The sequence below is a fragment of the Pararoseomonas sp. SCSIO 73927 genome (assembly GCF_037040815.1).
Classification (GTDB): domain Bacteria; phylum Pseudomonadota; class Alphaproteobacteria; order Acetobacterales; family Acetobacteraceae; genus Roseomonas.
The window spans coordinates 690,177-702,661 of record NZ_CP146232.1; the positions used below are offsets into that span (position 1 = coordinate 690,177).

General features: G+C 71.2%; 8 protein-coding genes. 3 read left to right on the plus strand and 5 right to left on the minus strand.

From position 1 onward, the window contains the following. Positions 1 to 59 precede the first annotated feature (59 nt). Positions 60 to 1,151 (plus strand): aromatic ring-hydroxylating dioxygenase subunit alpha, encoded by a 1,092-nt coding sequence (locus VQH23_RS03320; RefSeq protein WP_338664194.1) that lies wholly within the window; start codon positions 60 to 62, stop codon positions 1,149 to 1,151. 35 nt (positions 1,152 to 1,186) lie between these two features. Here the strand turns inward: VQH23_RS03320 and VQH23_RS03325 are convergent, their stop codons facing one another. Beyond that, positions 1,187 to 2,026: an N-acetylmuramidase domain-containing protein gene (locus VQH23_RS03325; RefSeq protein WP_338664195.1), complete on the minus strand. Its 840-nt coding sequence runs from the start codon at positions 2,024 to 2,026 to the stop codon at positions 1,187 to 1,189. Between the two features lie 10 nt (positions 2,027 to 2,036). Further along, the gene (locus tag VQH23_RS03330; RefSeq protein WP_338664196.1) at positions 2,037 to 3,551 is read right to left on the minus strand and encodes a hypothetical protein; all 1,515 of its coding nucleotides are present in this window, start codon (positions 3,549 to 3,551) and stop codon (positions 2,037 to 2,039) included. Between the two features lie 293 nt (positions 3,552 to 3,844). Here VQH23_RS03330 and ahcY point away from each other — a divergent pair, with 293 nt between their 5' ends. Together ahcY and VQH23_RS03340 are read left to right on the plus strand one after the other, a co-directional pair. Further along, the gene (gene ahcY / locus VQH23_RS03335) at positions 3,845 to 5,260 is read left to right on the plus strand and encodes an adenosylhomocysteinase (RefSeq protein ID WP_338664197.1); all 1,416 of its coding nucleotides are present in this window, start codon (positions 3,845 to 3,847) and stop codon (positions 5,258 to 5,260) included. 143 nt (positions 5,261 to 5,403) lie between these two features. Next, positions 5,404 to 8,049: a DNA translocase FtsK 4TM domain-containing protein gene (locus VQH23_RS03340; protein WP_338664198.1), complete on the plus strand. Its 2,646-nt coding sequence runs from the start codon at positions 5,404 to 5,406 to the stop codon at positions 8,047 to 8,049. Between the two features lie 300 nt (positions 8,050 to 8,349). Here the strand turns inward: VQH23_RS03340 and VQH23_RS03345 are convergent, their stop codons facing one another. The 3 genes from VQH23_RS03345 to VQH23_RS03355 form a co-directional block, all read right to left on the minus strand. Next, positions 8,350 to 10,353 (minus strand): DUF6311 domain-containing protein, encoded by a 2,004-nt coding sequence (locus VQH23_RS03345; protein WP_338664200.1) that lies wholly within the window; start codon positions 10,351 to 10,353, stop codon positions 8,350 to 8,352. A gap of 158 nt (positions 10,354 to 10,511) precedes the next feature. Further along, the gene (locus VQH23_RS03350) at positions 10,512 to 10,730 is read right to left on the minus strand and encodes a hypothetical protein (protein WP_338664201.1); all 219 of its coding nucleotides are present in this window, start codon (positions 10,728 to 10,730) and stop codon (positions 10,512 to 10,514) included. Between the two features lie 236 nt (positions 10,731 to 10,966). Then, positions 10,967 to 12,427: an MDR family MFS transporter gene (locus VQH23_RS03355; protein ID WP_338664202.1), complete on the minus strand. Its 1,461-nt coding sequence runs from the start codon at positions 12,425 to 12,427 to the stop codon at positions 10,967 to 10,969. Positions 12,428 to 12,485 lie beyond the last annotated feature (58 nt).

Below are 12,485 nucleotides of genomic sequence, written 5' to 3' on the forward strand. Positions count from 1 at the left end.
TCCGTGCCAATCTCCGGGCCATGGCCGCCGGGGCGCCCCGGCCGGGTGAGCGAGGTTCCATGGATCAGCTTGTGTCGGCCCCTCCCGAGGCCCGCAACGGGCGCGACACGGGGCGGGACCTGCGCCGCGTCGGCGTGCACCGGGACCACTGGTACCCCCTGGCCTGGTCCACGGAGCTGAAGCCCGGCAAGGCGCTGGCCGTGCGCTTCGCGGGCGACCCCATCGTGCTGGTGCGGCCGAAGCAGGGCCCGGTCTTCGCGCTGGAGGACCGCTGCGCCCACCGGCAGGTGCTGCTGAGCAGGGGCGTGGTGGAGGGCTGCGCGATCCGCTGCGGCTACCACGGCTGGGCCTATGACCAATCCGGCCAGTGCACGGACGTGCCCTATCTCGGCAAGGGCAAGCTGCCCAACGGGGTGCGCGCCTATCCCTGCCGCGAGGTGGAGGGGCTGATCCTCGTCTTCCCCGGCGACCCGGCCCTGGCGGAGACGGTGCCGCTGCCCGGCCTCGGCTCCGTCGCCAACCCCGCCTACAAGACGCGGCGCTTCGGGCGGGAAGTGGCCTGCCACTACAGCTTCATGCACGAGAACCTGATGGACATGAACCATCAGTTCCTGCACCGGAAGCAGATGGGGAACATGGTCCCGCGCTACATGGGCGGGGCCAAGGGCGAGGATTTCGTCGAGGCGCGCTACACCTTCTCCCGCGTCGGCGGGAAGCAGCCCTGGGCGGAGGCGGCGATCTTCGGGGAGCGCCGGGCGGTGGGGACGGAGGCCTCCACCGCGCAGAAGGACCTGATGACGATCCGCACGGAGTACCCGTATCAGACCCTCCGGATCCAGACCGGGGACGACGACCCGGTGATGGACCTCTGGATTGCCTACGTGCCGACGGATGCGGAGCAGAGGCGCAACCGCACCTTCGGCCTGCTCTCCATCAAGCGGCCGAAGATCCCCGGGCTGCTGGAAGCGGGCTGGCCGATCCTGATCGTCTTCACGGAACGCATCTTCAAGGAGGACCGGGAGATTGTGGAGATGGAGCAGGCCGCCCACGACGCGCAGGGCGAGGACTGGAACCAGGAGGTCTTCCCGGTGATCCGCAACCTGCGGACGCTGCTGCGGGAGCGCGGTGGGGAGACGGTCGGACAGGCCTGACTCTGAGAGGGCGAGATTTTGCCGCGCTTCTGCCCTCAGGCGGCAACGATCATGGCCTCGATCTCCGCGGCAAGGGCCTTGCTCGTCGGCGCGTCCAGCTCGTCCGTTGAGGTGTCCAGCGGCACTGCGCCGGCCCTCTCTGCGCCGATCCTTTCGTTGTGCCGTTTCCGGTAGGCACGGATCGCGGCTCTCGTGCCGGGGCCGAGCTGGCCGTCCACTCCTTTGGGATTGAAGCCAAGGAAGGTCAGGTAGGCCTGCGCGGTCCGAACCTGGATGTCCGGCCTCCCGGCGCCGCCGCAGGCCTTGAAGGCGTTGTCCAGACGAATGTGGTAGTTGTTCGCGGCGAAATTCGCGCCGTTGTAGAAGAAGGCCACCTTCGTCCACTCGTTGTTCTGCAAGGCGTGCAGCAACGGCGGCTTCGAGAGGATAAAGCGGACACTTCCGTCCAGCTGCCTGTCCTCGCTCTCCATGAAGGCCTCTATCATGGCGTCCACCGAGGCGTACCGCAGGCTGGTGGCGTTGAACCCCATCACCTGCCCCAGCCCCCAGGAGGCACTCTCCAGCGCGGCCTTGCGATCCAGCACCATGGCCCGCTTGAGGCGCTGGTACTCCATTGCTCCGCCGGCGTAGCCGCCGCTCGACGCGTTGCTGATATCGGGGTTGGCGGCGCTAAACCGGCCATCCGTGCGGTTGTGGAAGATGTGGCGCTCGAACAGGATCTGCGGACGGCGGTCCGGCAGGAAGCCGAAGCCGCGCGTCTCGACAGCAAGAAGGGCCCAGAGAGGGCAGTCGTCCCCGATGCCGAGCGCCGTGGCGGCCGCGGTGAGTCCGGCCGTCGAGAGTGGCCGGGCGTCGCCCTGGAAGATGTCCCGCATCGCCGTGGTCCTAGACGAGCTTTGCCAGCATGGGTTCCGCCTCGGAGTTGAGTGTCGGGACGATCACCTTCGTCCAGCGCCGCAGCGTCGTTGTGCCGTCATCGGGCTTGGCCTCGGCGAGGACGCTGTTGCTCTCCCCCACGTGCAGGGGAACCTCGGCGAGCGCGACGTCGTTCTCGCTCATCACGGCAACCTTCTCACCATTGCTCGTCACGACGAGCGAGCTGAGGTCGATGCCGTGGGCATCGATGGCAAGCCGCAGGCGGACCAGGGCCGGAGTGGGCGGAGCCGCCGCCTGACCGGCACCCTGGGACTGGCTGCCAGCCCCATGCCTCGGCGCAAGTTGCGCGGCGGGTGATGCAGCGCCCGCGCGGTCCTCCGACCCTTCGGATGGACTCTTCTCATAGGGTTTGACGGTCGAGCGGATGACCATGAACTTGTTCAGCAGATCGAACCAGAAGGGCGCGCCGAGCGAGATGGCGAGGGCGGTGATGATCCAGCCTGGGATGCGGCCGGGAATGTGCGGCAGGATCAGTCCGAAGTGGCTCGGCACCGGGTGGGCCTCCTCGCAGGTGGTCCGCCGGTTGTCACTCCCGTTCGGCAGTGGCAGGTTTCCGCAGGCCTCGCGGCGCGCCCGCTCCTTTGCTGCGATCTTCGCTTCGGCAGCACGGGAGAGGCGGGCCCAGCCGATCACCTCGGAGAGGCCGGTGAGCTGACCGCGCAGCTGCTCCTCAGTCATCCGCAGCGCAGGGTTGTCCTTGAACTCGGCGTTGGTCCTCACAGCCTGCGCGACCACGTCCTGGCGCAGCTTGTTGTTGACCGAGAGATCGTGGGCGATGCGGAGCGCGTCGACGTTGAGGAACGCGGCGATGACGAGGCCGATGACAAGAAGGATCCACTGCGTCTCGCGCTTGTACCAGCCGGAGACGCGATCCATGTTCCCGTCGAACCAGGCCTCGATGCTCGCCCGCGCGCGGTCGATGTCGTTCCCGGCCTCCGCCAGCGCCACGACCATAGCCTGCCGGATCGTCCCCTCGGGCAGCGCCATGGCACCGGCCCTGATGGATTCGAGGCTGAGCGGCGCGGCCGACGACTTGCCCTCCGATCCGCTGTTCGAGACGAGGTCCATGAGAGCGAGCGCGAAGTTCCGGGAGGGAATGTAGTTCGGCAGGTTCGAACTGTAGGCCAGCCGCTGGTCCGGCGCCTGCGCGTCGGGTTTGGGTGTCAGAGAGAGAAGCCGCCTCAACAGGCTGGCAGGCGCCCGCATCTTGAAGCCTGTCAGTTGCTTCCCCGGCTCGTACTGTCCGGGAAAGAGGCCAAAGAGGAGAGGATGATCGAAGAGTTCCTTCGTGACCCCCGTTCCCTTCGGATCGACAAGGAGCTGGCGTAAGCCGCGCTCCAGATGCACGGCGCGCGTCTTCAACCAGGCCTCGATCGTCTCCCGGATAGTCGAGGCGACGAGGCTGGCGATCAGGAAGATGAAGACGAGGCCGATCGCGACCTCGAGGATTTCGGATCCCGCCACGGCGCTGTCCTACGGGCGGGCTGCGTGGGAAGCCTGGGCCGCGACGGCCGACTCAGGCTGGCAACACCCTGCTGCACCCATCACGGCACCTCTTCGGCAAGGACTTCTGGGTCTGACTAGGGGGCCATATGTTCCATGAAAGCAATGAAAATCGGGGCGGAAGCGAGAGGCCGTTCAGGGCGGCGGGCAAGGAGACGAAGACCTCACATCAATATATCATTATATCGCCGATGGGTCTGGCGATCCTCGGCCCCCTGTGTTAGGCGCCTTCCCGATACCGGAAGGCCCCCGACATGCCCGACACCCTGCCCCCGAAGACCGACTACGTCGTCGCCGACCTCTCCCTGGCCCAGTGGGGCCGCAAGGAGATCGAGATGGCCGAGGACGAGATGCCCGGCCTGATGGCGACCCGCCGCGAGTACGGCGAGGCCCAGGTGCTGAAGGGCGCCCGCATCGCGGGCTGCCTGCACATGACGATCCAGACCGCCGTGCTGATCGAGACGCTGAAGGCGCTCGGCGCCGACGTGCGCTGGTCCTCCTGCAACATTTTCTCCACGCAGGACCACGCCGCTGCCGCCATCGCCGCCACCGGCACCCCGGTCTTCGCCATCAAGGGCGAGAGCCTGGAGGACTACTGGAACTACGTGCGCCGCACGCTGGAGTGGGCGGACGGCGGCGAGCCGAACTTGTTGCTGGACGATGGCGGCGACATGACGCTGCTCGTCCACTACGGCCTGCGCGCGGAGAAGGGCGACACCGCCTTCCTCGACGGCGCGACGAACGAGGAGGAGACCGTCTTCTTCGCCCTCATCAAGCGCACGCTGTCGGAGAAGCCGGGCTGGTTCGCCAAGCTCGCCGCCTCCCTCAAGGGCGTGTCGGAGGAGACGACGACGGGCGTTCACCGCCTCTACTCCATGGCGAAGGAGGGCAAGCTCCTCTTCCCCGCCATCAACGTGAACGACAGCGTCACCAAGTCGAAGTTCGACAACCTCTACGGCTGCCGTGAGAGCCTGGTGGACGCGATCCGCCGCGGCACGGACCTGATGATGGCCGGCAAGGTCGCCGTGGTCGCCGGCTTCGGCGATGTCGGCAAGGGCTCCGCCGCCTCCCTCCGCAACGCCGGCTGCCGCGTGATGGTGACGGAGATCGACCCAATCTGCGCGCTGCAGGCCGCGATGGAGGGCTACGAGGTGGTGACGATGGAGGATGCCGCGCCGCAGGCCGACATCTTCGTCACCGCCACGGGCAACGTGGACATCATTACCATCGACCACATGCGCGCCATGAAGAACCGCGCCGTGGTCTGCAACATCGGCCACTTCGACAGCGAGATCCAGGTCTCGGCGCTCCGCAACCTGCAGTGGACGAACATCAAGCCGCAGGTCGACGAGATCCGCTTCCCCGACAACAAGAAGATCACCCTCCTCTCCGAGGGCCGGCTGGTGAACCTTGGCAACGCCACGGGCCACCCGAGCTTTGTGATGTCCGCCAGCTTCACCAACCAGACCCTGGCGCAGATCGAGCTGTGGACGAACGGCGCGGCCTACGGCAACCAGGTCTACACCCTGCCGAAGCACCTGGATGAGAAGGTGGCCTTCCTGCACCTGGAGAAGGTGGGCGCGAAGCTGACGAAGCTCTCCCAGCAGCAGGCCGACTACATCGGCGTGCCGCAGCAGGGCCCCTTCAAGGCCGAGCTGTACCGCTACTGAGCCGGGCCTGGCCCCGCTCCGGGCCCGGGGGAGGAAACTCCCCCGGGTCTTTTTTGTGGGCCTTTTTTGTTCGCCTGTGGCCCCAAAACCAAGGGCTTGTCGTGTAGCCTTCCCCCGGTTCCTCAAACTCCACCGGGAAAACCATGCCGCGCGCCAGCCGATCCGCCTCCGCCGCTCCGATCGAGGCCCCGGCCGGCGTCCACCCTTCCGGCATGAACCCCTTCGGCACGCCCGCGGGCATCCGCCGCTTCGCCTCACCCGCCGTGCGGGCGGCCCTCACGCGGCGGGGCGCGCAGCTCCTGGGCATGATCGCCGGGCTGCTGGGGCTGGCAGTGCTGGTGGCGCTGGCCAGCCACAACCCGGGCGATCCCTCCCTCTCCACCGCCACCAGCCGCGCGCCGACCAACCTCGCGGGCCCCTTCGGCGCCATGGTGTCGGACGTGCTGCTGCAGGGCTTCGGCTGGGCGGGGCTGCTGCCGGCCGCCTGCCTCCTCACCTGGGCGCTGCGCCTCTCCACCCATCGCGGCCTCTCGCCCTTCCCCCTGCGTGTGGCGGCGCTGCTGGCGGGGCTGCCGCTTCTGGCGGCCGTCCTCTCCGTCACCCCCCTGCCCGCGCCCTTCCCGGGCGGCACGGCCGGCGGGGCGGTCGGGCCGCTGATGCGGGACGCGGTGGACGAGACGATCGGCGCCATCTTCGGTCCCCTGGGCTCGGTGATGGGCAACTCCGCCCTCGCGGCCCTGGCCGTCGTGGCGGTGGTGCTCGCGCTCGCGGTCCCGCTCTCCTCATGGCGCCGCGCCGGCGGGGCCGCGGCGCGGCGCAGCCACGGCCTGGCCGGCAACATCCTGCGCCGCCGCTCCCAGGCGCGCGCCCGCGCGGCGGAGGCCCGCATGGCCCGCGCCCGGCTCCACGACGGGGAGCCGGAAGCGCGCCCCGGCCTGCTGGCCCGCGTCATCGGCGCGCCGGGCCGCTTCGGCGAATCCCTGGCCGGGATGATCCGGCGGCGGCAGGAGCCCTCCCCCCAGCTCTCCCAGCTGCTCCGCGCGGCCGACGCAGCCGCCGAGGAGCCGCCGGGCCCGCGCCCCGCCCCTCGCCGCGCCCCGAAGCCCGCGGCGGAAACCGTCGCGGAGCGCACGTTGGATCAGGCCGGGACGAGGGGGGACGGGGCCAAGGAGGACAGGGCCAGGGAGGATGGGGCCAGCGACAGCGGGCCGCGCATCGCCGACCGCGTGCTGCCGCCCCGCCGCCTGCCGATCGGGGAGACGGTGAAGAAGGGCGACGACGGCAAGTTCCGCTTGCCGCCCCTTTCCCTCCTCGCCCCCGCCCCGCCGCGCCGCGAGACCGGTCCCTCCCGCGAGGCGCTGGAGGAGAACGCGCGGATGCTGGAATCCGTGCTGGAGGATTACGGCGTGCGCGGCCGCATCGCCGACATCCGCCCCGGCCCGGTGGTGACGCTCTACGAGCTGGAGCCGGCGCCGGGCACGAAGTCCGCCCGCGTCATCGGCCTGGCGGACGACATCGCCCGCAGCATGTCCGTGCTGGCCGTCCGCATCGCCACCGTCCCCGGCCGCAACGTGATCGGCATCGAGCTGCCGAACGTGAAGCGCGAGATGGTCGTCTTCTCCGAGATGATGGAGGCGGAGGACTGGGCGCGGAACCCCGGCAAGCTGCCGCTGGCGCTCGGCAAGGACATCGGCGGCGCACCCGTGGTCGCCGACCTCGCGCGGATGCCGCACCTGCTGATCGCCGGCACCACCGGCTCGGGCAAGTCGGTCGGGATCAACACGATGATCCTCTCCCTGCTCTACCGCTTCGGGCCGGACGAATGCCGCTTCATCATGATCGACCCGAAGATGCTGGAGCTCTCGGTCTACGACCGCATCCCGCACCTGCTGGCGCCCGTCGTGACGGAGCCGCCGAAGGCGATCGGCGCGCTGAAGTGGACGGTGCGGGAGATGGAGCGCCGCTACAAGGCGATGTCCCAGCTCGGCGTCCGCAACATCGGCGGCTACAACGAGAAGGTCGTGGCCGCCAACGCGCGCGGCGAGCAGATTACCCGCCGCGTGCAGACCGGCTTCGACCCCGAGACGGGCAAGCCCGTCTTCGAGGAGCAGCCGCTGAACCTCACCTCCCTGCCCATGATCGTCGTCGTCATCGACGAGATGGCGGACCTGATGATCGTGGCGGGCAAGGAGATCGAGGCCGCCGTGCAGCGCCTGGCGCAGATGGCGCGCGCCGCCGGCATCCACGTCATCATGGCCACCCAGCGCCCTTCGGTGGACGTGATCACCGGCACCATCAAGGCCAACTTCCCCACCCGCATCTCCTTCGCCGTCACCTCAAAGATCGACAGCCGCACCATCCTCGGCGAACAGGGCGCGGAGCAGCTCCTTGGCCAGGGCGACATGCTGCACATGGCCGGCGGCGGCCGCGTGAACCGCGTGCACGGCCCCTTCGTCTCCGACGAGGAGGTGGAGCGCGTGGTGGAGTACCTGCGCGAGCAGGGCGAGCCGGCCTACATCGAGGAGGTCACGGAAACCGACGAGGACGAGGATTCTGGCCCCGTCTTCGACGCCGGCGCCAACGGCGGCGAGAAGGGCCTCTACGAGCAGGCCGTCTCGCTGGTTTCCCGCGAGGGCAAGGCAAGCACCAGCTTCGTCCAGCGCCACCTCAACATCGGCTACAATCGCGCGGCCAAGCTGATCGAGCAGATGGAGCGCGACGGCGTGGTGGGTCCGGCCAACCACGTGGGCAAGCGCGAGGTCCTGCAGCGGGCGGGGGCGGACGACTGACACCGGCCAGGCCTTCCGCCGGCCCGCCGTGGCCAGAGGGGGGAAGAAGGAATTCTTCCTCCCTCCGGACCTCCCACCATCATCTTTTTCTATCGGTTTGGTCCCGGCTTCGCTGACCCACGCCTCGGGGCGTGGCCCCGAGGCGACCGACGGCGCCGGACGGTCGCGATCGGGTCAGAAACCCCTTCGATCACCCCGCCCGCGGCAGCCCGAACGCGGGGTCCGGGGAGCCCGCCGGCTCCCCGGCGGGGTTCCAAGGGGCAGCGCCCCTTGGGGCCACCCGCGCCACGGACCCGTCCCCTACTCCACTCCGCGCAGCCGCAGCCCCGCCCGCCGCACCGGCGCCGCCAGCCCCCGCGCGCCCGGGTCCACCGGCCGGAAGAGATCGAAGGCCAGCCGCACCGGCCCGGAGGGAACCTCCAATTCCACAACGGTCTCCGCCAGGTCCGGCAGGAGGAGTGGCACCGGCTCCGCGTCGTTCACCCGCAGCTCCGCCGCCCGCGCCTCGCCCGCGCGGCGCCCCACCCCCTCCAGCATCAGCCGCAGCCGGCGCGGCGGCCCGGGATTGCGGAACAGCAGCGTCGCCCGCGGCCCCTCGGACCAAGCGAGCCCCTCCGCCCGCACCCACCCCGTCCCCAGCGCCTCCGGCAGCCGCGCCTCCGGCAGGGTGGTGCCGGGCGGCAGCGCCTCCCCGGCCAGCGCCAGCCCGCGCGCGCAGAGCACCGCCTCGCCCTGGCTGCGGCACTCCACTCCGTCCCCCAGTGCCGCCGGGCGCAGCGCGGCGGTCGCTGGCTCCAGCAGCAGCCGCACCTCGCCCGCGCGCAGCGGCAGCTCCAAGGCGTCGGAGAGACCGGACTCGCAGTTGAACCAGCGCGGCTGGCGAGAGGCGCGGATGTCGGCCAGCGCCGCCCCCTGCCGCACCGCCTGCAACCGCGCCCGTTCGACGACGGAGGAGGCCGGTCCCGGCGCCGGGCAGACCGGCGCGGTGCGGAACAGCACCATCCCCTCCGGCAGGACCGGCAGGGGCGGCAGCCCCGTCTCCCCCTCCGCCAGCCGGTGGTGTGCCTGTCGCAGAAGCGGCCACGCATCCGCCGCCTGCAGCCCCACCGCCACGACCAGCAGCGGCCCCAGCGCCCGCATCGGCAGCCGCCGCGCCAGCCAGGCCAGAGGCGCCAGTAGCAGCATGTAGCCCACCGGCCAGAAGGCCCGGCCGGAGGCGCGGACGATCCCGAACACCTGGTCCCAGGGCCAGGCGGGCAGCGGCAGCACCAGCACCCCGCCCGCATAGGCCCGCGGCGTCACCGCTACCGCCGTTAGCCCGGCGCCAAGGACCAGCAGCGGCAGCCCCGCCCGCCACCCGCGCCACCAGCCCAGGGCCAGCGCCACGGCAAGCAGCAGCAGCGCCCCGGCGCCAAGGTAGTTGAATCCCTCATAGGCACCGCCCGTCCCGTCCAGCACCGCCCCGCCGAACAGGCCGGAGAGCTGCGGCCAGACCGGCGAGAGCAGGTCCATGGAGTAGTACCCGTATCCCCGGTCCGCCCCGCCCGTGCTCCCGCTCAGCACCCGGAACAGCCCGACAGGCAGGGCCAGGATGGGCAGGAACCGCCCGGCCTCCCGCCACCACCCCGCCCGCCCGCCGGGGTGCCGGCGCAGCAGCGGCGCCGCCAGCACCGCCGCCGCGAAGAGGAAGTTGTAGGGGTGCGTCAGGATCGCCAGCGTCAGCACCGCCACCGAGGGCAGGAAGGGCAGCCGTGCCGGCCGCAGCACCGCCCGCGCGGCCAGCGCCAATGCCGCCAGCAGCAGGAAGTGCCCGAGCAGGTTCACATGCCCGAGCCGGAACAGCATCGCCGGCCAGAGCAGCGCGAGCGCCCCCGCCGCCCCGGCCGCCGCCACGCCGCGCCACCCGGCGGGCACCCCGAAGCCCCGCAGCGCGTAGACCGCCGCCACGGGCTGCAGCAGCCAGCACGCCCCGATCCAGGCGCCGAGGAGGTTCACCGGATGCCCCGCCAGGGGCGCTGCCACCGCCTTGCCCAGCAGGGACACCAGCGGGTTGCTGTCCGTCATCGCCGCGCTCAGCCCCTGGGGCCAGAAGAGCTGCTGCGTGAACAGCAGCGGCCAGCGCCAGGCATCCGCCTGGAAGGCGAGGTGGCCGGACAGGTTCTGCGATTGATCCGTGCCGGTGTGCCGCCACAGCCCGCCCGTGCCGGCCACCACCTCCGCGCCCACCAGCCCGAGCACGGCCGCCAGCCCCATCAGCGCGGCGAGCCCGTAGGAGAGGCGGCCCGAGGCGTCCGAACCCGTCATGTGCTGGCAGCCCTGTCCCCGACCGGGGGCGGGATATCCGGGCGGGGACCCGGCGCGTCAATGCCGCGGTCCCTCCCGGTTCCGACCGGACACTCAGCAGAAAGGGCCGCCGGATGATCCGGCGGCCCCTCTCGTTGCGCCCGGTGCGGCGCGGCAGGTCAGCTGTGCTGGCCACCGCCGCCGGTGGCGCCGTTCAGCTCCAGCAGGGTCTGGCCGGGACCGGTGGCGTTGCTCGCCAGCGGCGTGCGGCCGGCATCGGCCGCACTCCAGGCCGGCGACGCCACGGAACCCGGCAGGGCGTTGCTGGCGGCGAGGGCGGGGGCGGCGACGGAGCCGATCAGGGCGGCGGCGAGGGCGAGGGTACGGAAGCTGGACATCAGATCATGCCTTCAGTGGATGGCGGCGGCGTCGTGTCGTCGTCTTCTGGCGCCGATATGCGCCGCCGCGCCCGTGCGGTCCACTTGAGGAGACGGATAGTTCCTATCCACCCCATGGATGAAACACTTTCCAGACCGAAGGGGGTGAAGCACCGGCGGAAGCCCACGCGCCAAGGCGCGTCCACCCCCAGGGCGGAGGCGGGGCATCGTCTGCTCCGCGCCCATCGAAGCCCCGCTCAGTCGGCCGGCGCCGCCACCGGCACCCGCGGCCGCATGACCACCGGCGGCACCAGGAAGCCCACCACCAGGCAGCCCAGCGAGAGCGCGAGCACGGCCCAGAAGGTCAGGTGCAGCGCCCCGTCCAGCGCGGTCCGCACCGCCGCATCCGCCACGGCGCCGCCCCCGCCCTCCAGCAGGCGCCGCAGGGACTCGGACTCCATCCCCCCGGCCAAGCTGCGCGAGAGGCTGAGGTTCAGCACCCCGCCCAGCACCGCCGCCCCCAGCGCGCTGCCGAGGTTGCGGGAGAAGATGGCGGAGGCCGTGGCCGACCCGCGCTGGGACCAGCCCACCACCTCCTGCACCATCACCACCGCCGCGGTGTTCAGGAACCCCATCCCCAGCCCGATCACGAAGGACCCCGCCCCCGCCAGCACGGGGGAGGAGCCGGGGCCGAGCAGCACGAAGGCCACCGCCCCCACCGGCATCAGCGCGGCCCCCAGCAGCAGGCACCCCCGCAGCCCCAGCCGGCCGAAGGAGCGCGCGCCGACCGCCGCGCCCACCGGCCAGCCCAGCACCGTCATCGTCAGCGCGAAACCGGCCGTGAGGGCGGAGCGGCCGAGCACGCCCTGCACATACATCGGCAGGAAGGTGGTCAGCCCGATCAGCGCCGCCCCGCCGAGGAAGACGACGAGGTTGTTCGTCGCGATCGCCTGCCGCGCCCAGAGCGCGATGTCCAGCACCGGGTCCGCCGCCCGCCTCTCCCACCACAGGAACCCCGCCAGCGCCGGCAGGAACACCGCCGCGGAGACGAGCGAGAGGGGGGTGCCGGGATCCGTCACCGCCGCCATCAGCGCGGCGACCGTCAGCGTGAGCAGCGCCGCCCCCACCACGTCCACCGGGCGCCGCTCCCGCACCACCGTCTCCCGCAGGAAGCGCGCGAAGCCGATCGCCGCGAGGACGCCGATCGGCAGGTTGATCCAGAAGATCCAGGGCCAGCTCGCCCGCTCCACGATGATGCCGCCCGCCAGCGGCCCGAGCACGGAGGAGAGCCCCCAGACGCTCGCCAGCCAGCCCTGCACCTTCCCCCGCTCCTGCGCGGAGTAGAGGTCGCCTACCACCGTCTGCGCCACCGGCAGCACCGCCCCCGCCCCGATCCCCTGCACCAGCCGGAAGACGATGAGCGAGGGGATGGACCAGGCCAGCCCGCAGAGCAGCGACCCCACGAGGAAGATCCCGATCCCCGCCAGCATCACCGGCCGCCGCCCGTAGATGTCCGCCAGCTTGCCGAACACCACCGTCATTGCCGTCTGCGTCAGCAGGAAGGCCGCGAAGACCCAGGAGTAGAGGTGCAGGTCCCCCAGCCGACCCGCGATCTGCGGCATGGCCGTGGAGACAATGGTGGACTCGATGGAGACCATGAACAGCGCGACCATGACGGAGGCCAGGATCAGCGGTCGGCGCGGCGGCGGGGCGGTCATGGTCCAGGGCGTTACGCCGTTTCGCACACGCGAGAAACCGCGCGGCCCCTCACCTTCC

Bases quoted from the DNA above. Each gene is read 5' to 3' on its own strand.
- VQH23_RS03325 (WP_338664195.1), bottom strand. From the start codon at position 2,026: ATGCGGGACATCTTCCAGGGCGACGCCCGGCCACTCTCGACGGCCGGA.
- VQH23_RS03340 (WP_338664198.1), top strand. From the start codon at position 5,404: ATGCCGCGCGCCAGCCGATCCGCCTCCGCCGCTCCGATCGAGGCCCCG.
- VQH23_RS03355 (WP_338664202.1), bottom strand. From the start codon at position 12,427: ATGACCGCCCCGCCGCCGCGCCGACCGCTGATCCTGGCCTCCGTCATG.
- VQH23_RS03345 (WP_338664200.1), bottom strand. From the start codon at position 10,353: ATGACGGGTTCGGACGCCTCGGGCCGCCTCTCCTACGGGCTCGCCGCG.
- VQH23_RS03320 (WP_338664194.1), top strand. From the start codon at position 60: ATGGATCAGCTTGTGTCGGCCCCTCCCGAGGCCCGCAACGGGCGCGAC.
- ahcY (WP_338664197.1), top strand. From the start codon at position 3,845: ATGCCCGACACCCTGCCCCCGAAGACCGACTACGTCGTCGCCGACCTC.
- VQH23_RS03350 (WP_338664201.1), bottom strand. From the start codon at position 10,730: ATGTCCAGCTTCCGTACCCTCGCCCTCGCCGCCGCCCTGATCGGCTCC.